The organism is Sorangium sp. So ce128, from assembly GCF_051525245.1.
Lineage (GTDB): Bacteria > Myxococcota_A > Polyangia > Polyangiales > Polyangiaceae > Sorangium > Sorangium cellulosum_B.
Map to the genome: position 1 here is coordinate 4,940,873 of NZ_CP150313.1, position 21,495 is coordinate 4,962,367.

General features: G+C 70.7%; 17 protein-coding genes. 7 read left to right on the plus strand and 10 right to left on the minus strand.

The annotated features are described in order from the left end of the window. Window positions 1–3: 3 nt before the first annotated feature. Both WME82_RS18820 and WME82_RS18825 read left to right on the plus strand, forming a co-directional pair. The gene (locus tag WME82_RS18820; RefSeq protein ID WP_438043962.1) at window positions 4–3,063 is read left to right on the plus strand and encodes a DUF6603 domain-containing protein; all 3,060 of its coding nucleotides are present in this window, start codon (window positions 4–6) and stop codon (window positions 3,061–3,063) included. A gap of 29 nt (window positions 3,064–3,092) precedes the next feature. Beyond that, a complete protein-coding gene (locus WME82_RS18825) occupies window positions 3,093–5,093 on the plus strand; it encodes a hypothetical protein (RefSeq protein WP_438043963.1) in 2,001 nt (666 codons plus the stop codon). 280 nt (window positions 5,094–5,373) lie between these two features. Here WME82_RS18825 and WME82_RS18830 read toward each other — a convergent pair whose 3' ends face one another. From WME82_RS18830 to WME82_RS18855, 6 genes are all read right to left on the minus strand, one after another. After that, the gene (locus WME82_RS18830; RefSeq protein WP_438043964.1) at window positions 5,374–5,829 is read right to left on the minus strand and encodes a nucleoside deaminase; all 456 of its coding nucleotides are present in this window, start codon (window positions 5,827–5,829) and stop codon (window positions 5,374–5,376) included. Beyond that, a complete protein-coding gene (locus WME82_RS18835) occupies window positions 5,826–6,866 on the minus strand; it encodes an aliphatic sulfonate ABC transporter substrate-binding protein (protein ID WP_438043965.1) in 1,041 nt (346 codons plus the stop codon). Before WME82_RS18835 ends, WME82_RS18830 begins: the two co-directional genes overlap by 4 nt. Further along, window positions 6,863–7,708 (minus strand): ABC transporter ATP-binding protein, encoded by an 846-nt coding sequence (locus WME82_RS18840; protein WP_438043966.1) that lies wholly within the window; start codon window positions 7,706–7,708, stop codon window positions 6,863–6,865. The genes WME82_RS18835 and WME82_RS18840 overlap by 4 nt, the downstream gene beginning before the upstream one ends. Then, window positions 7,705–8,550, minus strand: a complete 846-nt coding sequence (locus WME82_RS18845; RefSeq protein WP_438043967.1) for an ABC transporter permease — start codon at window positions 8,548–8,550, stop codon at window positions 7,705–7,707. Before WME82_RS18845 ends, WME82_RS18840 begins: the two co-directional genes overlap by 4 nt. 3 nt (window positions 8,551–8,553) lie before the next feature. Then, window positions 8,554–9,156: a cysteine hydrolase family protein gene (locus WME82_RS18850; protein ID WP_438043968.1), complete on the minus strand. Its 603-nt coding sequence runs from the start codon at window positions 9,154–9,156 to the stop codon at window positions 8,554–8,556. Window positions 9,157–9,440: 284 nt separating this feature from the next. Continuing rightward, window positions 9,441–10,445, minus strand: coding sequence for a PAS domain-containing protein (locus WME82_RS18855; RefSeq protein WP_438043969.1), 1,005 nt, complete (start codon window positions 10,443–10,445; stop codon window positions 9,441–9,443). A 686-nt stretch (window positions 10,446–11,131) separates the two neighbouring features. Here WME82_RS18855 and WME82_RS18860 point away from each other — a divergent pair. Next, complete coding sequence (locus tag WME82_RS18860) at window positions 11,132–12,058, plus strand: SMP-30/gluconolactonase/LRE family protein (RefSeq protein ID WP_438043970.1); 927 nt, start codon at window positions 11,132–11,134, stop codon at window positions 12,056–12,058. Window positions 12,059–12,173: 115 nt separating this feature from the next. Further along, window positions 12,174–13,163, plus strand: coding sequence for a helix-turn-helix transcriptional regulator (locus WME82_RS18865; protein WP_438043971.1), 990 nt, complete (start codon window positions 12,174–12,176; stop codon window positions 13,161–13,163). A 5-nt stretch (window positions 13,164–13,168) separates the two neighbouring features. On the opposite strand, the gene WME82_RS18870 is transcribed toward WME82_RS18865, so the two are convergent. Then, window positions 13,169–14,299, minus strand: coding sequence for a pirin family protein (locus WME82_RS18870; RefSeq protein WP_438043972.1), 1,131 nt, complete (start codon window positions 14,297–14,299; stop codon window positions 13,169–13,171). Window positions 14,300–14,508: 209 nt separating this feature from the next. Between WME82_RS18870 and WME82_RS18875 the strand changes: the two genes are divergently transcribed. Continuing rightward, window positions 14,509–15,720, plus strand: coding sequence for an MFS transporter (locus WME82_RS18875; RefSeq protein WP_438043973.1), 1,212 nt, complete (start codon window positions 14,509–14,511; stop codon window positions 15,718–15,720). Window positions 15,721–15,777: 57 nt separating this feature from the next. On the opposite strand, the gene WME82_RS18880 is transcribed toward WME82_RS18875, so the two are convergent. Further along, complete coding sequence (locus WME82_RS18880) at window positions 15,778–16,002, minus strand: hypothetical protein (RefSeq protein WP_438043974.1); 225 nt, start codon at window positions 16,000–16,002, stop codon at window positions 15,778–15,780. A gap of 194 nt (window positions 16,003–16,196) precedes the next feature. Further along, window positions 16,197–16,496, minus strand: coding sequence for a hypothetical protein (locus WME82_RS18885; protein ID WP_438045046.1), 300 nt, complete (start codon window positions 16,494–16,496; stop codon window positions 16,197–16,199). 732 nt (window positions 16,497–17,228) lie between these two features. On the opposite strand from WME82_RS18885, the gene WME82_RS18890 reads away from it, so the two are divergent. Together WME82_RS18890 and WME82_RS18895 are read left to right on the plus strand one after the other, a co-directional pair. Further along, a complete protein-coding gene (locus tag WME82_RS18890; protein ID WP_438043975.1) occupies window positions 17,229–17,939 on the plus strand; it encodes a hypothetical protein in 711 nt (236 codons plus the stop codon). 220 nt (window positions 17,940–18,159) lie between these two features. Continuing rightward, on the plus strand, window positions 18,160–18,960 hold the full coding sequence (locus WME82_RS18895) for a Uma2 family endonuclease (protein WP_438043976.1): 801 nt from the start codon (window positions 18,160–18,162) through the stop codon (window positions 18,958–18,960). Window positions 18,961–19,016: 56 nt separating this feature from the next. On the opposite strand, the gene pheT is transcribed toward WME82_RS18895, so the two are convergent. Beyond that, on the minus strand, window positions 19,017–21,476 hold the full coding sequence (gene pheT, locus WME82_RS18900) for a phenylalanine--tRNA ligase subunit beta (protein ID WP_438043977.1): 2,460 nt from the start codon (window positions 21,474–21,476) through the stop codon (window positions 19,017–19,019). Window positions 21,477–21,495 lie beyond the last annotated feature (19 nt).

Genomic DNA, 21,495 nt, shown 5'->3' on the forward strand with positions numbered 1-21,495 from the left:
GCCATGGGAACCATCGAGCTCGATCCGAACACGCTCACCAGCATGGGGGTGCTCCTCAACGTGCTGGACAACACCTTTGCCGCCGACTTCGTCCCCCAGTTCCTCATCGACCTCAACGAGACCTTGCCGCTGCGGAACGCGACGTTCGCGTTCAACCCCTCGAAGAACAAGTACGAGCTCTCCGTGGAGTTCGGGGTCAAGGTCGGCGAGGACAACGAGGGCGAGGCCCAGCACCTGGGCATCGGGCTGAGCATCAGCGTGGCGCCGGATCCGGTGAGCGGCGCAAAGCGCGCCACCGAGTTCGGGGCCAAGGTCGAGGTCCCCATCCCGGACAGCGCGCTCACTCACTTGACCTTCGAGGGGATCATCAGCCGCAAGATGGGCGACACGCTCGTCGCCCAGTGCAACTTCACCGAGGAGCAGCCCCTGCGCCTCCACGCGCTGCTCGGCGGCATCGCGCCCGCCCTCGGCGTGCTGATCCCGGAGGAGCTCCCGATCCCCCTCCGGCAGAACCTCCTCCTGGTCCTCTCCGGCCGCGTCGGCAGCGGCTTCGGCAAGCGGCTCATCGTGGGCGTGGGCTTCAACGCCGGGGTCAACCTGGGCGAGCTGCCGCTCGTGGGCCTCTACTTCAAGGAGGAGCAGACGTCCGCCGCCTTCACGGTGGAGCTGCTCGTCGCGTCCCACGAGTTCTCGCACGCGGAGCTCAAGGTCATCAGCGGCGCGCTGACGGAGATGACGTCGCCGCTCAAGATCCGGCCGTCCAGCGCTGGACAGCAGGGGCTCGGGCGCGGGGCCCACCTCGTCGGCTACCTCGCGCTCGGGGAGCTGACGCGCACCTTGTACACGCCGATCCAGCGCACCCGATCCCAGAACCCCTTCGAGGCGCGCTCGCTGCGGCAGGTCGCCCGGAGCTCGGGGGACGACAGCCCGCTCACCCTCGGGCTCAACGGCGCCTGGCTCGCCGTGCAGCGCGCCGTGGGCCCGGTGTACATCGAGAAGCTCGGCCTCACCTACAAGGCCGGCGGCATCCACTTCGTCCCCGAGATCGTGCTCTCCGTGGGTGATCTCCGGCTCATCCTCGACGGGGTGTCCGTGCGCCTCCCGGTCCCCAGCGGCGAGGTGGAGCTCCGCGCCGACGGGTTCGGGCTCGAGTACGAGAACGACGCCCTGCGGGTCACGGGCGCGTTCCTGCGCAGCACGCGCGGTGGATACGAGGAGTACGCCGGCATGGCCGCGCTCCAGCTCGGCGTGAAGGGCCAGACGATCGGCCTCGGGGCCATCGGCGCCTATGCCTACGTCGACGGCCAGCCGTCCTTGTTCCTGTATGCCACGCTCAGCTATCCGCTCGGCGGCCCGCCGTTCTTCTTCGTCACCGGGCTGTCGGCGGGCTTCGGGTACAACCGCTCGCTCACGTCGCCTACCCTGGAAGAGGTCACGAGCTTCCCCCTGGTGGCGCAGGCGGTGGGCGGCTCCGGCGACCCGAGCACGGACAACCCCGGCGAGGTCGTGTCGGGGCAGCTCTCGCAGCTCGTCCGCTATATCCAGGTCGCGCCGGACCAGGGCTTCCTGGCGCTCGGCGTCAAGTTCACCTCGTTCAAGCTGCTCGATGGGTTCGCCCTGATGACGGTGATGCTCGGGAAGACCTTCGAGCTCGACCTCCTGGGCCTCGCCCGGCTGCAGGTGCCCTTCAAGACGGATAGCCCGCTCGTCTTCCTGGAGATGGCGCTGCTCGCGCGCTTCGCCCCGTCCGAGGGGCTGGTGACGGTGCGCGGGCAGCTCACGCCCGCCTCGTACTTGCTGGGCAGGTCGTGCCGGCTCACCGGAGGGTTCGCCTTCTCGACCTGGTTCGCGGGCGACCGCGCCGGCGACTTCGTGGTCACGCTGGGCGGGTATCACCCGAGCTTCAAGGTGCCCGGCCACTACCCCGTCGTGCCGCGGATCGGCTTCGACTGGCGGGTGGATGGCAACATCTCCGTCCGGGGAGAGGCCTACTTCGCGCTGTGCGCCCACGCGCTGATGGCGGGCGGGCGGCTCGAGGCCAGCTTCCGCTCCGGCAGCGCCTGGGCGTCCTTCACCATCGGCGCCGACTTCCTCATCTGCTGGAAGCCGTTCGCCTACGAGGCGAGCCTCTACCAGCACTTCAAGGCCGGGCTCGGCTGCCTCTCGGGCAGCATGGGCTCGAGCTTGAAGGTCTGGGGCCCGGAGTTCGGCGGCTATGCCAAGCTCGATTTCTTCCTCTTCTCGGTCAAGGTCAAGTTCGGCAATCAGTCCGGGCCCGCGCCCAGGCCCATCCTCTGGGGTGATTTCCGCACCTCGTTCCTGCCCGCGACCGAAGAGGTCTGCAGCGTGGCCGTCACCGAGGGGCTGATGCGGCAGATCAAGCCCAGGGACGGCGAGCCCTTGTGGGTGGTCAACCCGAAGCAGTTCGCCCTGTCGACCGGCTCGGTGATCCCGAGCAAGCAGGCCTTCCACCCGGGCGCGCCCGACGCACCGGTGACGGGTGGGGGCAACCAGGCGTTCGGCGTGGCCCCCGTGGCCGTGAGGTCAGCGGACCTCTCGATCGACTTCCACGTCACCATCCAGCGGAGCAAGACGGACGTGGAGCCGGACAAGTTCACTTTCACCCCCGTGCTCCGGAGGGTGCCCAGCGCGATGTGGGGGGAGCCGCAGATCGAGGGCGACCGGCTGCGCTTCCCCGACGTCAACGGGCGCTCCTTCGTGGAAGGCGCCCTCTCCGGCCTGCAGGTAAGGCCCGCGGTGCAGCCGAAGGGCGGTATCACCGACAGGCTGCCGGTCGCGCGGCTGCAGTTCGAGGTGGAAGAAGCCGCCGGCGGCTACGCCTTCGGGACGTTGCCCGCGTTCCACGAGAGCGGGGACGAGGACGCCGGGCGCCGCGAGACCATCCGGACGACAATCGTCAGGAACACGCAGCGGGACGCGCTGCTCTCGTCGCTGGGCTTCGACCCGGCCGAGGATGTGGTCCTCACCGAGGACATCGCGGCTGCCTTCGTGATCCCGCCGCAGGTGAAGGAAGCCGGCGAGAGCGCGCAGGCGAGCGCATGAAGCCCCAAGGAACAGCGAGGTATACCCCCATGCAGCTTCTCAACATTCCGAGCCCGGGTGCGCAGATCGAGTTCCTGGAGTTCCAGCAGCCCGCGCTGGAGAGCGGGACGTACGAGGTCGAGGTCAAGCAGACCCTCACGGGCGTGTCCGCCAGCAACCCCGAGGAGACAATCGACGAGGAGTTCCCGCAGCACCTCACCTTCGAGGTCACCGGAGAGCGCTTCGGCCCGCTCAGCCCGACGGACATCGCCGCCGTGTTCCCTCCTCCCGACAGCGTGGGTGAGCACGCCAATGTGCTGCCGCACATCACCCTCCGGCGCAGCACGTTGCCCTGGGAGCGCTTCCCGGGGCAGGAGGGAAAGGACGAGAACCTCTCGTGGCTCGTGCTGCTCCTGCTCCGCGCGTCCGACTTCGGCGAAGGCGAGAAGGAGCCCGAGCCGAAGAGCATCACCGTTCGTGACCTGCTCGCCACCCGGCCAGAAACGGCGTACTTCCCCGAGCTGCTGAAGGAGCACGGCCAGCAGGACGACGATCTGGTCACGGTGATCGACGTGCCGCGGAGGATCCTCGAGCCGCTGTTGCCGAGCGCCGCGGAGCTCGCCTGGCTCGCGCACGCGCGGCAGCGCCTGACGCAGAACGACGCCGTGGAGAGCGAGGCCGAGGCGACGGTGCTCTGCAGGCGGTTGCCCGCGCCAGGAGGCAAGAGCACCGTCCATCTGGTGTCGGTGGAGAGGCGCTACAAGGCCGATGGAACCTTCGATTTCACCTTCGGTTCCCAGGAGGGTTCCCAGGAGGGTTCCCAGGAGGCCGGCCCGACGGACCTGATCCGGCTGGTGAGCCTTGCGCGCTGGACGTTCCACTGCGTGGATCCGGCGCAGAGCTTCAGCGCCCTGCTCGAGAAGCTCGACAGGGAGCCGGGCGTGCTCCGGGCGCCGGTCACGGACGAGATGACGACCGAGGCAGCGGCCTGGATCGAGCAGGGCCACGTCCCGGTGGTGCACCGGATGCGTCAGGGCAACAGGACGGTCTCGTTCTATCGCGGGCCCCTGCTGCCCGGCCCGAACCCGGACACGGTCTCCCTGGAGGACGTGCAGTGCGCGGACCAGCTCTTGCGCTACCACCCGGACTCGGGACTGCTCGACGTGTCCTATGCGGCCGCGTGGGAGCTTGGGCGGCTCTTGACGCTGGACAACACCCGCGTGGCGCTCGAGCTGTTCAACTGGAAGCGGCAGACCGCGCATCAGGAGCATACGCTGCGGCAGCGCTCGGTGAGGCGCCTGCCGCGCGGGCGGCAGCGGGCGGAGGTGTCGAGCGCGAAGCCGCAGGCCGTGGCGGCCTGGTTCCAGGGCCTCACGCGCCTGGTCGGGCTGCCGTTCTCCTACCTGGTGCCGGAGGAGCGGCTCTTGCCCGCCGAGTCGCTGCGCTTCTTCTGGCTCGACCCGGTGTGGGTCGACTGCCTGACGGACGGGGCGCTGAGCGTGGGCCGGGTGACGGAGGCGGACATGGTGCACGATCGCCGCCTGCGCGCGCGCATGGCCCTGCGACAGGGCGGGCCCGCGGTGACCGGGTTCTTGATACGCTCGAGCGTGGTCTCGGGCTGGCCCGATCTGCTCGTGGAGGGCTACCCCGAGCGGGTGGACGACGCCGGCTTCATCCCCGACCGCGGGGATACGCTGAAGCTGTTGCGGTTCGACCGGCTCGCCGACGATGTGCTCATCTGCCTGTTCGAGGGAGAGATCAAGACGCTGGATGTGCACCAGAAGCCGGAGGCCATGCACTTCGGGCTCGACGCGAGAGATGACCCGGCGGACCCGTACAGCAAGAACCTGCGGACCCGCGACGGGACCGGCGAGGAGGAGCTGTTGATCGAGCGCGTCCCCTGGAGTGATGAGCGCAAGGGGATACTCGACATCCCGGCGCTCGCGGCGCAGATGAAGGAGAAGCTCGGGTGGGATTCCTTCACCGCGGCGCAGTTCGCGCTGCAGATGATCGAGGGGGTGCAGAAGGTGCGATTCCTCTCCGAGGGCTGAGCGTCTGCGCTGGAGGTCCCCCGGGATGCCCAGCTCCGTCTCCGGCAACGCGCGCCCGCGAGCTGCGCGCGGATCTGCAGCGCGCAGCGCGCCACGAGCGCCGCCTGGTCGGTCGCGCTGCCCGCGCTCACCGCGATCGCCGCCACTGGCAAGGCGGACCAGTCGCGTGGACCTCAGCGCCCGGAGCGCATCCAACGTGGGTCGGGTCGTCAACCCGGTCGTCTCGACCCGCCACGCGAGCCTCGCGTCCACTCGCCGGGACTCGACGTCGGCGAGCGCGTCACGACTCGTTGAAGAGCGCGAGGCACCGATCGGCGAGCACGCCGCCGACGAGATCGATGGGCGCGCCGGAGCTCTCGTTCATCCACCGCGCGGGGACGGCCAGCTCGCGCTGCGCGCCCCCGGTCGCCGCCGTGACCTCCTGCATCGTGCAGCCGAAGACGACGCGGCTCACGCGGGCGAGCCAGGCCGCGGTGAAGCACATCGGGCAGGGCTCCACGGTGGTGTACAGCGTGTAGCCCGTGAGGTCCGGCCCGGCGGCCGCGCAGGCGCGGCGGACGGCGCCGACCTCGGCGTGCCACGTGAAGTCGCGCTGGGCGTTCACCTCGTCGGTCGCCTCGGCCACGACGGTGCCGTCGGGGGCGGCCACCAGGGCGCCGAACGGCGGCTCGCCCGCGCGCTGCGCGCCGCGCGCGAGCTCCAGCGCGCGCGCCATGCGCGCCTCGTCGCGGCTCATCGGACGAGCCTCGGATCGAGCAGCGACTCGGGCGCCGGCGCCTTCTTGACGAGCTTGGACTCGACCGCGAAGTCGACCACCACCTTCATCGTGGCGTACACGGGGCCGGCCTTCTCCGCCGTGCCGAAGAGCTGCTTGTTGTCGGCCAGATCGTAGATCTTGTCGCCGCCCAGCATGCCCTTCACGTCCTCGGGCGGAGCGTTCAAGTACTTGCCGACGATGGGAATCGCCTTGTCGGGCTCGCTGCGCAGGACGCGCACCCCCTGATCGATGGCGCCGATGAACCTCGAGCAGGCGTCACCGGACTCGGCGAGCCGCGATCGGCGCACGGCCACAGCGTCCACGATGGTGTCGGGGACGCTGGCGCTCGAGAAGATCACGCGACCGCCGCCCTTGGTCGCCTTGGTGATCCACGGCTCCCAGGTGACCGCGGCGTCGACCTTCCCCGCCACGAACGCGGCCCCGGCATCGTCTGCGCTCATGCTCGTGACCTTCACGTCGTCCGCGGAGAGCCCGGACTTCTTCAGGCCGGCGAGGAACAGCATGTGATTGACCTCGCCGAGGGTGAGCGCGACCGTCTTGCCCTTGAGATCGGCCATGGACGCGACTCCCTCCTTCGCCACCACCGCGTCCGCGCCGTTCGAGCTGTCGATGAGCGCGATGGCCACGACGTCCGTGTCGCCGTTGCCGCTCAGCACGGCCAGGTTCTGCAGGGTCGTCAGGCCGATATCGAGCTTCCCCGCGGCCAGCGCCGGCAGCGTGTCCCCGGGGTTCGAGAACGGCTTGAGCTCGACGTCGAGGCCAGCCTGCTTGAACAGCCCGAGCTCGTTCGCGATGAACACGCCCGCATAACCGATCCACAGGTCGTGTCCCACGGTCAGCTTCACCGGCGCGTTCGCCGCGGCCCCGGGCTTCTCGCCCGGCGCGGCGGCGGCGGGCATCTCGCGCGCTGGCTCGTCCTTCTTCGAGCAGCCTGGCGACAGGAGGAGGCAGGTGAGCGCTGCCCCCAGCTCTAGCACGACGGTCCTTCGGTTCATGGATCCTCTCCCCTCGGCGGTTGCGTGAGCCCGAGGAGCAAGCGGCGGCGCTGCTCCTCGGGGCGGGCCTTCCCCCGCAGGAGCGAGAGAATATCCCGTTTGAGGCGCAGCAACGCCTCGTCGAGCTTGAGGTCGGGCGAGCGATCCGCCCGGGGTACCGGCACGTCGATGGTGGCCACGACGCGGCCGGGGCGCTCGGAGAAGACCACCACGCGATCGGACAGGATCAGGGCCTCATCCACGTCGTGGGTGACGAAGAGCGTCGTGATCCGGTGATGTCGGATCACATGGAGCAGGAGCCCCTGCATCTCCTCACGTGTCTGGGCGTCGAGGGCGCCGAACGGCTCATCCATCAGCAGCACCTCCGGCTGCGCGGCGAGCGCCCGCGCCAGCGCGGCGCGCTGCTGCATGCCGCCGCTCAGCTCCGCGGGCGCGCTGTCACGGAAGTCCCACAGATCGACGAGGCGCAGCAGGCGCTCGACGCGGTCCGCCTCTCGCTCGGAGCCGGCCTGCCGCGCCCGGCCGCGGTGGCGGGCCAGCGTCAGCGGGAAGCGGACGTTCTCCCGCACGCTGAGCCACGGGAAGAGCGTCTGTTGCTGGAACACGACGCCGAGCTCGGCGCCGGGGCCGAGGACGCGCTCGCCGCCGAGCGTGACGGCCCCGGTGGTCGCCGGCTCGAGCCCCGCGACGATGTGCAGCAGCGTCGATTTCCCGCACCCGGAGGGGCCCACGAGGCTCACGAACTCGCCCTCGCCGACATCGAGGTCGAGCGGGCAGAGCGCGCTGGTCTCGCCGCGGCGGCCGGCGTACGCCTTGCTGACGCCGCGCACGGAGAGCGTCACGCGTCGCGCCCCCTGGCCCAGCGGAAGAGCCGGCGGTGCGCTGCGCCGAACGCCCAGTCGAGCCCCAGGCCGATCGCGCCCAGCACCGCCAGGTACGCGTAGATGCTGGGCGTCTGGATGAAGCGATAGAACCTGAGGACGCGGAAGCCGAGGCCCTCGGTGGCGGCCACGAGCTCCGCGACGACGACGTAGCTCCACGCCCACCCGTTGCACATGCGCAGCGCGCTCCAGATGCCGGGGAGGGCGGCCGGGGCCAGCACGCGCCAGACGATCTCCCGCCGGGTGGCTCCGAGGCTCTGGCTGACCTGGAGCAGCGGCGCCGGGACCCGCCGTACCTCGTCCGCGGTCATGAGCAGCAGCTGGAAGAAGGTCCCCAGGAAGATGAGGAGGACCTTCGCGCCCTCGCCGATGCCCGCCGCGATCATGACGAGCGGGATCAGCGCCGGCACGGGGACATAGCGGAGGAACTCGGTCGGCGGCTCGATCAGCGCGGCGATCGATCGGAACGCGCCGGCGAGCACGCCGAGCGGGACCGCGAGGAGCGCGGCGGCCACGAACCCGGCCGTGACCCGCAGGAAGCTATGGCGGACGTCGAGCCAGAGCTCCGCCGAGCCGAGCGCGTCCGCCGTCGCCCGCCCGATGCTCGCGAGCGTGGGAGCGAGGGCGGTGTTCACCCCGTCGCGGCCCGCGAGCCCGGCGTACGCCGCGAGGGTGGCGACGAAGCTCGCCGCGCCGAGCGCGAGGCGGACCCGGGCGGGAACGGGGCGGCCGAGCGCGAGCCAGCGCGGCGGTGGTCGCTCGCACTGTCGCGACGGGGCTCGCGGCGCTCGGTCGCCGGGCATCCGTCAGCCGAAGAGCTGCATCACCGCGGCGCTCTCGGTGACGTAGGCGAACGCGTTGCTCATGCAGAGGATCGCGGCGTCGTGGAGCTCCCGTGAGGTCCCGGCCACGGCGTCGACCGGGAGCAGCACGCGGTAATCCAGGTTCCTCGCGGTGAGCACGGTGCTGAGCACGCAGATGTTGGTGCACACGCCGCAGCAGATGAGGTTCTCCACCCCCTTGCACCGGAGCAGCAGGTCGAGGTCGGTGCCCAGAAAACAGTCGTAGCGCCGCTTGGTGAAGATCCGATGATCCTGCGGCTCGATCCGCAGCCCATCGACCATCTCGGCGCCGCGGGATCCCTCGAGGCAGTGCAGCGGCTCGAACTCCAGCTCGATGCCGAAGTCGCACCCATCGGCCCTGTGCATCTCCTGGGTGAAGACGACCGGCAGGCCGTGCCCTCTCGCCCACGCGGCGAGTGCGTTGACGCGCTGTACGATATCGAGCGCCCCGCGCGCCTCGCAGGGCGCGCCCTCCTCGACGAAGTCCCGCTGCATGTCGATGACGAGGAGGGCGGTGGTGGCGGGGCGGACCTGGTCGAAGGGCAACGGGCGGATACGCGGCGTCATCGCTGGCCTGGACGTTCGACGCGCAGGGGACACCGGGCACGTCGAGCTCGCTGAGGTGTGGTGAAGTGGTGAACCGACCGTCTCTACATCAGCCGGGAATGCAGCGCTAAAAGGCTGAACGGAACTTAGCGGGTGCCTCGCCGGAGGGTCAAGCGAGACCTGGGCGCGTGAGCACTTCGAGAGGGCGTGAGGTCGCCCGCTGTGTGGAACAAGGTGCGAGGGGGAGGGGCAGAGGTCTCTCGGCGCCGTTCGGCGTCGCCTGACGTCTACGGCGGCGCCATCGGCTACGGCGGCGCCATCGGCTGCGCGCCGGTCAACTTCTTCCGCCGCGCCATCGCGTAACGCACGCCGGCCCGGAGATCTCTCAGGAGGACGATCCCCTCCAGCGCCTCGCCGAGGCTCGCGAGCGCCGCGGCGGTGCTGGCCGACATCCCCACGAGGACGCTCTCGGCGCCGAGCAGGCCCACGGCCTGCACCGCGCGCAGGAGGTGGAGCGCGACGGCGCTGTCGATCATCGGGACGCCGGTGAGATCGACGATCACGAACTCGGCGTCGTGGCGCTCCACGCCTTGAAGGAGCGCCGCCATGAGCTGGGTGCCCCGCATCGTGTCGAGATGGCCGATGAGCGGCACGACGATGACCCCGTGGTCGATGGGCAGGACCGGCGTCGAGAGCGCGGCTATCGTCTCGAGGAGGCGCGACTGGATGGCGAGGAGATCGGCCTCGGTGCTCCGCAGCGCCTCTTCCGTCCTCTTTCGTGCGGTCATGTCGACCACGACCCCGACCATCCCGATCACACGCCCGCTCGCGTCGCGGAACGGGACGTTGTTCTCCAGCGTCCAGCCGTCGCTCCCGTCCTCGAGCTTCCACCGGAGCTCCACGTTGATCCGCGGGATCCCCTCGGACATGATGATCTCGTCGTTCTCGCGGTAGCTGCGCGCGACCTCGTCGACGAATATCTCCTCGTCGCGCTTCCCGACGATCCTGTCGCTCGAGAGGCGATAGTGCTCCGCATAAGCCTTGTTGACGGCGAGGTACCGGTGGTCCCGAGCCTTGAAGAACACCATCGCCGGGATCGCGTCGAGCATCGCGGCGTACCCCGAGGCCTCCGCCGCGAAGAAGCTGGCCAGGAGCTCGTGCTCCCGTGCGGCGGGCCGCGCCTCGCGTACGACCGCGCTCGGTCGCTGCGCCTCGGCCAGGGCCTGCTCCAGGTCCGCGACGCGCCTGCGGAGCGCCGCGACCTGCTCGTGCAGCGACGTCTCGCTATCTGGGTCTGAAAGACACTGCATTAAAGGGTACCACGCGTCGGCCGGGCCACGGCGACCGCATGATTGTCGGGGGCGCAACACTTGTCAAGCGCTCGATGTCCGTTGTCGACTCACGGCGTGTCGTCGGTGTGGGCCGGCAGGTCCCGTGGATGTCGACCAAGACGTTCCTCGCCCGTGCGGAGGGCGAGCGCGCGCTGTTACGCGCTGTTACGCGCTGTTACGCGCCGTTACGCGCCGTTACGCGCCGTTTACCCGCCGTTGACGCGCCGTTTACCCGCCGTTGACGCGCCGTTTACCCGCCGTTGACGCGCCGTTCAAGCTGGACCCGTGCTCATTTGTCAGGACAGGATCTGCGGAGGGCGGGAATCTACCTCGTACAACGCGGACGATGATTGTCCGTCGCGCGTGGCCGATGAAGCGGCGTGGACGTGAGATTCGTTGTCTCGCGGTTCTCGATTCCCGGTCGAGTGGAACCACGGAGGCGCCTTGAACGATCGGCTCTTCCCTGGTCGATACGCGCCATGGCCGGGGGTGGCCCCGCCGCCTGCGCGAGGCCTTGTGTCTTGGCCGGCTGCGGCGCAAAGCGCGGCGCGTGCGCGTTTCGGGCGTACCAATGAGCGCCGCGGGCGCGCGCCGCGCGGCGCGCGGGCGCAGGGTAGGCGCACCAGCCGGCGCGTCGCCGGCCCGTTCACACGAGAGAGCGCACCATGAAAACGCAACCGAAACGCCTCGCCGCGGTCCTCGCCTGCCTCGCTGCCGTCCTCCCGGCGTGCGCCGAGAGCGAGGCCCCGGCCGCGCCGGAGCTCCGCCGCGTCGCCGGCTTCAGCACACCCGAGTCGGTGCTCCACGACGAGGAGCGCGACGTTTACCTCGTCTCGAACATCGTCGGCTCACCCGTCGAGAAGGACGACCGCGCGTTCATCTCGCGCGTCTCGCCGGACGGCGAGATCCTCGACCTGACATGGATCGACGGCGCGTCGGAGGGCGTGACGCTGAGCGCCCCGAAGGGCATGGCCATCGCGGGCGGCAGGCTCTATGTGGCCGATATCGACGTGATCCGCGTCTTCGACGCGAGCGACGGCGCGCCCATCGAGGACATCGAGGTGGCCGGCGCCGGCCTGCTCAACGACGTCGCGGCCATGCCCGACGGGTCGATCGTGGTCTCGGACTCCGGCGTGGCCATCGAGGACGGCGCAATCACCTCGATCGGCACCGACGCGCTCGTCTCGGTCGATCCGGGCGGGGAGGTCTCCCGGCTGATCGCGGATCCCGCGCTGCCGCACCCGAACGGCGTGGCGTGCGCGGAGGGCGAGATCTGGGTGGCTTACCTCGGCGCGGCGCGGGTCGACGCGCTCGACGCGCTCGACGTCTCCGCGCAGCCGCGGCGCGAGATCTCCCTGCCGGCTGGCACGCTGGACGGCCTCGTGCGCCTCGACGACGGCCGGCTCCTCGTGTCGAGCTGGGACGCGGGCGCCGTCTTCGAGATCGACCCCGCCGGGGACGCGGCGCCGCGCGTCTCCACGCTCGCGGAGGATCTCCCGAGCCCCGCCGATCTCGGCTGGGACCGCGCCAGGAATCGCCTGCTCGTCCCGCTCTTCAACGACGGCGAGATCGTCCTGCTCGACGTGAAGTGAGCCGGCGGAACAGCGCTTTGGGCCCAGGGGCGGCGCGGTTACGCTGCGCCGCCCCGGCCGGCCCCGCGCTGTGTCTCCGCGGCGAGAGACGCGCCCTTTTCCATCAGGAGCGACGATGAAGACCCAGCTCACCCGACTGCTCGAGCCCACCGATCAAGCCCAGGCCTGGGGCGCGCTCAGAGAGGCCATCTCCCGCCTGGAGCGCACGTCATCGGCGAGCGGCGCCGGCCTGGCCCGGTGGGTCGGCGTCTTCACCCGCACGCGCGATCGGATAACGATACAGCGGCTCTCCCGGCCGCTCGTCGTGCTCATCCTCGACGGCGCGAAGCGGATCTTCCTCGACGGCCCGGACGGCAACACGCGCCTCGTCGCCCGGGAGGGGCAGATCCTGCTCGTGCCGCAGGGCATCCCCCTCGAGCTCGTGAACGAGCCCGATCCCGAGCGCGGCGCCTACCGCTCGTTCACGATCGAGCTCTTGAGCGAGGTCGACGAGCGGCTCCAGCGCCGGTATCCCACGCTCTGCGTCCAGCGGGGGCTCGGCGGCTTCGAGGCGGATCGGCCGCACCTCCTGCGCTCCGCGATGCCGTCGATCCAGGCGCTGATCCACCTCGTGAACACGCTCCTCTTGCCCGGCGCGCACGCGCTGCTCATCGAGCACCGGCTGGAGGATCTCATCCTGACCTTGCTCCTGCAGCACCGGGAGCAGCTCGACGAGGCGCGCGTCGCCTCCTCGACGCTGGCGCTCGATCCGACGCTCGCGGTGCGGGCGCTTGTGCGCCGCGATCCGGCGCGCCCGTGGGCGGCCCCGGAGGTCGCGCGCGCGCTCGGGGTGAGCGACGCGACGCTGCGCCGCCGGCTCGGCGCGAAGGGGGTCTCGTTCAGGGCCCTCCTGTGGAAGGAGCGCCTCGATCTCGCCAAGGGGCTCCTGCGCTCGGGGCGCCACGGCGTGCTGGAGGTCGCGACGGCCTGCGGCTACGACTCGGCGTCGCGCTTCGCCGAGCAATTCCGGCGCTCCGAGGGCGTCAGCCCCTCGGAGTACCGCGCGCGGCACCGGGCGAGCGCGAACGACTGCTGGAGCGAGGAGCCCGAGCTCGGCGCGAGGTGAGGGGCTCAGCCCGCCTTGTCGATGCGGCCGTCGGGGTAGCGCGCGAAGCGGCCTTCCGCGCGCCCGTGGACCGGGCCGTCGCTCGGCCACGGCCATCCGCCGAAGCCCGTCCGCCGGTAGTCGAGGAAGGCCTGCTGGACCTCCGCCATCGAGGTCATCACGAAGGGGCCTTGCTGCGCGACGGGCTCGCCGATCGGCTTGCCCTGGAGGAGAAGGATCTCGCCCTCGTCGGGGCCGTTCTCGAGCAGCGCTGCGGCGCCGTCGCGGAGCGTGATCCTGTGGGCCGCGGAGACGCGGCGGGCGCCGACGCGTAGCTCGGCGCCGCCGAAGAAGTAGAGCGCGCGGTTCGTGCCGGGGGAGGCGGCCGGCAGCGTGAACCGCGCGCCCGGGGCCATCTTGAGCGTCCAGATCGCCACGTCGGACGCGGCGCGCGCCGCCCACGATCTCGGCGGCGGTGCCGGCGGGCGGAGCTCGCCGAGGCGGCCGGCGACGATGGTGATCTCGGTCGTCCTGCCCGCGGCGTCGCGCGCGATCTGCCTGGGGATCGTGTCGCCCCACATCATCACGAAGCGCGGTTCGGCGAGCTTGTCGGCGCGCGGCAGGTTGAGCCAGATCTGGAAGAGCTCGAGCGGGTTGGGCCCGTCCTTCTCGACGAGCGGGAACATCTCCGCGTGGACGATGCCGCTCCCCGCCGTGAGCCACTGGACGTCGCCGCGGCCGTAGCGCGCGGCCGCCCCGAGCGAGTCCGCGTGATCGACGAGCCCGCGCCGCACGACGGTCACGGTCTCGAAGCCGCGGTGCGGGTGCTGCGGGAAGCCGGGGACCACGTCGCCGTGGTACATGCGCCAGCCGTCCTTGCCCGCGAAGTCGCGCCCGATGGCGCGGCCCGCGAGCGAGGCGGCCGGACCCATCCGCTCGTCGCCGGCCGGGTACGCGTCGTCGTGGTGGACGCAGAACAGGAAGGGATCGAGCGTCTCCCAGGGGAACCCGAGCGGCGCGACGTCGCGGACGACGTCCTCCGCGGCGAGCGCGGCCTCGTCGCCACGACCGGGCGAGGGTGCGGAGGGGTCGCACGCGGCGACGACGGGCGTTGCGGCGAGGGCGCCGAGGGCTGTGCGGCGATCCATGGGGCTCATCGTCTCATCGTAAGGTGGACCTCATGGAGGGACAACGGTGCGAGCGCGCAACGTGGCGTTGCGCCGACAGCAACGCGCGCGACGCGCGAGCCGCCGCGCGGGCTGGGTAGAGCAGGGGAGCGGTGAGGGGGCGCGTCTGGGCGTGAGCGCGGCGCTTTTTCGTGCGGAGGCGGGGCGGGCGCGCCTGGAGTCGACTAGAGTCGAGCCTCGTGTCCAAACGGCGCTCCGAATCGAGCATCATCTTCCTTGTCGCTGCGGTCCAGTTCATCAACATCCTCGACTTCGTGATGGTGATGCCGCTCGGGCCCGACTTCGCGGTCGCGCTGGGCATCCCGATGTCCAGCATCGGCTTCATCGGCGGCAGCTACACCGCGGCGGCCGCGGTCTCGGGCCTCGCGGGCGCGTTCTTCCTCGACCGCTTCGACCGGCGCAGCGCGCTCGCCGTGGCGATGCTCGGCCTCGTCGCCGGCACGGCGGCCGGGGGCTTCGCCACGGGGCTCCCGAGCCTCATGGCGGCGCGCGTGCTCGCCGGGGCGTTCGGCGGGCCCGCGACCTCGGTCGCGTTCTCGATCGTCGCCGACGTGATCCCGCCCGAGCGGCGCGGCAAGGCGATGGGCGTCGTGATGGGCTCGTTCTCGGTCGCCTCGGTGCTCGGCGTCCCCGCCGGGCTGGAGCTCGCCCGCCGCGGCGGCTTTCCGCTGCCGTTCTTCGCGGTCGCGGCGCTCGGGCTGCTCGTCGCCGGGCTCGCGATCTTCCTCCTGCCGTCGATGCGGGATCACCTGACCGGCGCGCCGCCGTCGGGCAGCGCGCTCGGCGAGCTCGGCGCGCTCCTCGGCCGGCCGATCGTGCTGCTCTCGTACGCGACGACGGCGATCCTGACGGTGGCGTCGTTCCTGGTGATCCCCAACATCTCGGCTTACGTGCAGTACAACCTCGGGTATCCGCGCGAGCGGCTCGGGCTGCTCTACTTCGTGGGAGGCCTGGTGAGCTTCGCCGCGATGCGGGCCGTGGGACCCTTGGTGGACCGCTTCGGCGCGTTTCAGACGGGCTCGGTGGGGGCGGCGGTGCTCGCGGGCGTCCTCTACGCCGGGTTCGTCTCGTATACGCCGGGGCTGCCGGTGCTCGCGATCTTCATCGTCTTCATGCTGGGCATGACGTTCCGCAACGTCTCGTACAACACGCTGACGTCGAAGGTGCCGCGCCCCGCCGAGCGGGCGCGCTTCACCTCGATGCAGTCGGCCGTGCAGCACATGTCCTCCGCGATCGCGGCGTTCGCGGCGGCCAGGATGCTCCACGAGCTGCCGGACCACCGCCTCGATGGCATGCCGGTCGTCGCGGGGCTGTCGATCGTGTTCACGGTGGCGCTGCCGCTGCTGTTCCTCGGGATCGAGCGGCGCGTCGCGGTCGCGCAGCCCTCGTAGCCATGCCGCGAGCGGCGATGAGCCGCTGCGACACCGGCCACTCCGATCGCCATCGGATCAGAACACGAACCGGGCCGATACCATCGCTGCGGCGGGCGACGCGGCGGGGCGGATCTCGACCCTCACACCCCCTCCGTCCTCCGTGCGGCAGGACTGCGGCATGCTCATGAAGATCATGACCGTCGCCGTGATCACCGTCGCTCCGCCGGCGAAGAGGGTGCCGGCAGCCAGCCAGCTCTCGTTGACGCTGGCGTCGTCCTGGAAGGCGGAGGACGGAGGCACGACTGACCGCACTGTTGCACGCTCCGATCCTGGGCATTCCCATGGAGCTCGTCGGCCTGCCACATCAACGTGCCACCCACGACGGAGATGGCTGCGCCAGCCCCGAGCGTGGCCCAGGGGAGCCAGCCGCGTGCGCGCCCTCTCGCGAGCGCACGCGTCCGGCATCATCCACCGTGACCTGAAGCCCGAGAACATCATGCTGGAGGCGTCGGGGCGCTCCCCCACACTCCATAGAGCGATGCCAGCGTCGGCGCTTCCATCCTGCGCCAGCGCTCGCCGTCGTAGTGCAAGATCGCGCTCTCCAGGCCGACAGCGAAGACATCCTCTGGCCCGCTCCCCCACACGGCCTGGAGATGTTCTCCTGAGTCCAAGAGCGTCACTTGCCAGCTCTCGCCGTCGTAGTGCGCGATCGTGCCCTCGTCGCCGACGACGAAGACATCGTCGGGTCCGCTCCCCCAGACGCCACCGAGAAGAACCGACGTTGGCGAATCCAAGGGGTCTCGATATCATCCGGGCGCTCGTTTCGATGCCCCCCGCGTGGTCGCGACCAAGCGCAGAGGTCCTTCTGGAGCCGATGGACTGGTCGAGACCGCTCCATTTGTATGAAAAGATCCAATTTGTTTGGTTGGGACCGTCTTTCAGGCTGAAATGATCCCTCGCGATCGGTTGAGACCCCTCCTCGGCCTCACGACGAGCGCCGGCTCTGGGCACGACCTCCGTGGCACCTCCTTTTCTGCCGGCCGGGTTGGTCTCGCGCCGTCGCAAACTCGCCGCCAAGGAGAAGACGGCGCCGGTGCCGGCAAGCGGTATGGCGGGACGTCCGCGGGCGAGGCGCCGAGCCTGGAGGAGCCGGGGGAGCCGGCGGTGGGTGAAGAGGAAGAGGCGGGTGCGGGGGACGGCGAGTTCGTGAGCTGAGTCGACCGCCGCGAGCGTCGCGCGAGGCCAGCCACCGGCCGGCTTGCAGCAGAACGTCTCGCCCCACGTGGGCTTGATCTTCTCGCCCTCCGCGAGCCTCACCCGCCCGTATCCACACCCACGCTGGCGCTCCGCCGCGCGATCGGCTGCTGCGCCCGTCCGGCCTGCCTGCGCCCGCATCGGTCCGCCGGGCGGCCTCGCGTTGCGTTCGGCGGCGTCGAACGCGGCCACGCTGAAAGGGAAACCGTGGTAGGGTGAGGGCCGTTCATTATGGCTCTCGATTCGCGCCCGAAACAAGGAGAATTGTTGCCATGAGGAGAATCGTTCGTGTCAGAGTGCTTGCCTGCGGTCTGGCGATATCGGTTGCATACTCGACGACTCCGGGTTGCGTCATCCGATTGGGCCCGAGCACCGAGGAAGACACGACGGGCAACGGAACGGACACGGGCGCGACGCCGGAGAATCCGGTCGCTCCAGAGCCCACGCAGGAGGAGGAGGAGGCCGCCGAGGCGTTCGCTCAGGTGGATCCGGAACAGCTCGTGCTCGCCGAGGCGAAGGCGTCGCTGACCACGGCGTACCTGGTCGCCCAGGCGGAGTCTTCGGGCATCGATCCCAGCACGCTGGATGAGGCCGCGCTCGAACAGCTCATGCAGCAGTACCTCCCTGCAGCAGCGGCCGCGGCGGATGCATGGCTGGCGACGCTGGATCCGTCGACGTTTCCAGCATGGCATGAAAAAAGCGAATGCGAATTCGATGAGGGCTGCGCCTCTCGCGTGCCGTGTAAATACAATGCTCCGCCGGTAAGGCACTGGTGTTTCGTCACCGATTGTGGCAAGTCCAAGTGCTCGATTTGTCCTGACTGGGTGGCCGATCTCTTGAAGAGCCTGGTGCTCACGTCCTGGTGTGCGTACGTCTGTGTCGAGCTTGGGAAGCCTTCGCAGACCAGCGTGGTCGCGATCGGAGCGGGGGGGATTTCCGCGTTCAGAGGGTATTTCGTGGGTCCTATCTGTAAGGACCCTTGAGGATCGAGCCATGACGGACGAGCTCAAGACGAATGCGCCGGATCAGGCCGCTGGGAGCGTGACGCCGAGCTCGCTGGGAGCGGCGGAGGATCAGGCCAGAGCGCTCGCGATCGGCCTTTCGGCCGCGCTGAACGTCGCGGGGCTCCTGGCAGCGCCGCGTCTCCTTGCGAAGGCGATGCGAACGAAAAAGGAGGCGCCGACCGGCGAGGCTCTCTCGGCGGTGCTCGAGAATGCCTCGACGGCGTTTCGCTCCTCCGGCGATGCGACGGGGCTCGTCGCGTCGCTGTCCGAGCTGCGCGGTCGCCTTTTGACCTGGGAAGGCCGGAGCCCCGCACCGGAGCCGATCGTCGAGGCAGCGCGCGGGGTGCTTCGTGCGCTGGATGTCGAGGAGCCCGAGGAGGGGTGGGACCGCTGGGAAGGTCCGACCGAGGAGCAGACGGCGCCGCCCGCCCGGCAGATGCCGCGCATTCTCCGCGCCGAGCCGATGACGATCGAAGCGTGGCTTGCATTCGACGGCCCCGGAGAGCTCTGCGAAGGCGTTCTCGTCGAAGAGAAGACCTCGACGGCGCTGGAGGACGCGGTCGCAGCCTGGTTTCTCACGGTGCTGCGTGCGTGGGCGCTGCCGCGCGGAGGTGTCGTGTGCGGCCGGGGGCACAAGCTCGCCGTATCGACGGTGTCAGGTCGAAAACCCGATGTCTGCGTTTATATGCCGAACGATCCGTCTGCCGAGACCGGCGCCCCCTCGACGCCGACGCTGGTCCTGGAGGTGGTCTCCGCAACCCCCGCGGACCAACGGCGTGCACGCTTGACGACCAGCAGGGAATACGGCGCGCTGGGCGTGCGATGGTACTGGCTCGTCGATGCGCTGAACCGCACGCTCGAGGTTCTCGAGCTCGGATCCGGAGGCCGCTACATCATGTTCTTGGCTGCGATCGATGGGACGATGTCCCAAGTGGGTCCTGAAGGGCTTGCCATCGACCTCGACGCCCTCTGGGCCGCCGTCGCCCCGATGGGGCTTTGACACGCAGCCATCGTGCTTCATCGGCTGGCACGTTGACGGGCGCGGGACGCCCGCCCTCAGCGCTGCTGCGCCCCGAACCGCGCCTTCGCCGCGTCCACCGCGGCCTTCGTCCACTTGTCGACCTCGTCGTCCGTCAACGTCCGCTCGGCCGACCGGAACCACAGCGCGAACCCCAGCGAGTGCGTCCCCGCCGGGAGCTCTTCGCCGCGGTACCGATCGAACATCTCGACCTTCTCGCAGCGCTCCCCCGCGGTGGTCCGCAGCACCTCGAGCACCTCTCCCGCCGGCACGTCGAGCGGCAAGAGCAGCGCCACGTCGTGCCGCATCGCCGGGAACCGGCTCGGCTTCGCGGCCACCGGCGCCTTGTACGCCGCAGCCACCGCCGCGAGATCCAGCTCCGCCACGACGGCCCCGCTCGTGATCTCCAGCGCCTCGCGCACGTCCGGGTGCAGCTCCGCCACGTACCCGACCTCGCGGTCGTCGAGCAGGACGCGGGCCCCCTTCTTCGGGTGCGCCCACGGCGGCGCCTCGCCCGAGAGGTCGAACGCCGGCGTCACGCTGCCCGCGAGCTCCGCCAGCACCGCCTCGACCGCGCCCTTGCCGTCGTAGAAATCGACGTCCTCGGGCCGCGTCAGGTAGCTGTCGCGCGGCCCCGCGAGGAAGATCGTGAGCCGCGTCGGCTCGTTCACCGGCGGCCGCTCGACCCGCGCCAGCTGGCTCGCGCCGCTCGCCTCGCCCTGCCACGGCAGGAACACCTGGCTCACCTCGAACAGCCGCACCCGAGGCACGTTGTACCGCTGCGAGCGCTGCACCACCGTGAGCAGCCCAGGGACCAGCGACGGCCGCATCACCGACTTCTCCTCGGAGAGCGGGTTGAGCAGCCGCAGGAGCGATCCGTCGTCGTAGCGCGCCGCCTTCAGCTCCTGGGGCGACAGGAACGAGTACGTCACCGCCTCGTGCAGGCCGATCCCCGTGCAGATCTGCCGCACCCTGCGCCGCAGCCGGTAATCGCCGCGGGCGCCCGCCGGCGCGGCCCCGACGCGCGGCAGCCGGCTCGGGATCTGGTCGTAGCCAGCGATGCGCGCGACCTCCTCGATGAGGTCGATCTCCTCCGCGATGTCGGGCCGGTGCTCCGGCACCTCGACGAGGAGCCGGTCCGCCTTCTGCTCCAGCACCGAGAGCCCCAGCGTCTCCAGGATCTCCCGCGCCCGCGCCGGGGCCTCGGCCCCGATGATCCGCTGGTACCGCGGGAGCCGCAGCGTCAGGCGGCGCGGCGCGCGCGGCGCCACGTACGCGTCGATCGGCTCGCCCGCCGCCTCGCCGCCCGCGAGCTCGCAGATGAGCGCGCTCCCGCGGTCGCGCGACAGGGGGACCCCCGAGAGGTCCACCTCCCGCTCGAAGCGGTGCGACGCCTCGGTGTGGAAGCCGTACCGGCGCGCCGACCTGCGGATCCCGCGCGGCTCGAAGTACGCCGACTCGAGGAACACCCGCCGCGTCGTCGCGGTGACGCCGCTGTCCGCGCCGCCGATGACGCCCGCCAGGGCCACCACGCGGTCCGCGTCGGCGATGACCAGGTCGTCCTCGTCCAGGGACAGCTTCTGCCCGTCGAGCGCGACGAACGCCTCGCCGGGCTTGGCCCTCCGGATCTCGATCGGAAGCCGCAGCGTGTCGAGATCGAAGGCGTGGAGCGGCTGCCCCCGCTCGAGCATCACCAGGTTGGTCGCGTCGACGATGTTGGTGATCGGCCGGACGCCGAGGCGGCCGAGCCGCACCCGCGCCCAGAGCGGCGAGGGGCCGACGCCGACGCCCTCGATCACCTGCCCGTCATACCGGGGGCAGCGGTCCCCGTCGCGCACCTCCACGGCGGCGCGTGTCTGCTCGGCCGCGGGCGCTCCGGCGCCGTTCGCCCGTGGCGCGGCGACGGCGGGCGGACGGAACGGTAGGCCGAGCACCGCGGCCACGTCCCGCGCCACGCCCAGGTGCCCCAGCGCGTCGGGCCGGTTCGGGGTGACGCTCAGCTCGATGATCCAGTCCTCGAGGCGAGGCTCCCAGTCGAGCAGCGATTGCCCCGGACGCCCGCCCTCCACGGTCAGGAGACCCTCGTGGCTCGACCCGAGCCCGAGCTCGTCCTCGGCGCAGAGCATGCCGGGCGACGTGAAGCCGGCGACCGCCTTCTCGGTCAGCGTCACGAGCGCGCCGGTGCGGTCGAGCACCTGCGCTCCCACGGGCGCATAACAGACGAGCGCCGGAGCCGCCGGGATGACCGGCGCGCCGCACGCGACCTCGACGCCTTCTCCGCCTCCGCCCGCGTCCACGCGGACCACCGTCAGGCCCTTCTTGCCCGCCGGGTGCGGCCGCGTCGCGACGACGCTCGCGAGGACCACGGAGCGCAGCGCGGCGCCGACGTGCGTCACGCGGTCGACCTCGAGCCCGCCGCGGCCGAGCGCCGAGGTCACCGCGTCGACGCCGGGATCGGCGCCGAGGATCTCTTGAAGCCACTTGTAGGATATCAACATGGGGAATCGGGGCTGCGGG

Coding starts and splice junctions, on each gene's coding strand:
- WME82_RS18845 (WP_438043967.1), bottom strand. CDS start 8,550: ATGCCCGGCGACCGAGCGCCGCGAGCCCCGTCGCGACAGTGCGAGCGA.
- WME82_RS18890 (WP_438043975.1), top strand. CDS start 17,229: ATGAGGAGAATCGTTCGTGTCAGAGTGCTTGCCTGCGGTCTGGCGATA.
- WME82_RS18850 (WP_438043968.1), bottom strand. CDS start 9,156: ATGACGCCGCGTATCCGCCCGTTGCCCTTCGACCAGGTCCGCCCCGCC.
- WME82_RS18825 (WP_438043963.1), top strand. CDS start 3,093: ATGCAGCTTCTCAACATTCCGAGCCCGGGTGCGCAGATCGAGTTCCTG.
- WME82_RS18835 (WP_438043965.1), bottom strand. CDS start 6,866: ATGAACCGAAGGACCGTCGTGCTAGAGCTGGGGGCAGCGCTCACCTGC.
- WME82_RS18820 (WP_438043962.1), top strand. CDS start 4: ATGGGAACCATCGAGCTCGATCCGAACACGCTCACCAGCATGGGGGTG.
- WME82_RS18870 (WP_438043972.1), bottom strand. CDS start 14,299: ATGAGCCCCATGGATCGCCGCACAGCCCTCGGCGCCCTCGCCGCAACG.
- WME82_RS18865 (WP_438043971.1), top strand. CDS start 12,174: ATGAAGACCCAGCTCACCCGACTGCTCGAGCCCACCGATCAAGCCCAG.
- WME82_RS18860 (WP_438043970.1), top strand. CDS start 11,132: ATGAAAACGCAACCGAAACGCCTCGCCGCGGTCCTCGCCTGCCTCGCT.
- WME82_RS18855 (WP_438043969.1), bottom strand. CDS start 10,445: ATGCAGTGTCTTTCAGACCCAGATAGCGAGACGTCGCTGCACGAGCAG.
- pheT (WP_438043977.1), bottom strand. CDS start 21,476: ATGTTGATATCCTACAAGTGGCTTCAAGAGATCCTCGGCGCCGATCCC.
- WME82_RS18830 (WP_438043964.1), bottom strand. CDS start 5,829: ATGAGCCGCGACGAGGCGCGCATGGCGCGCGCGCTGGAGCTCGCGCGC.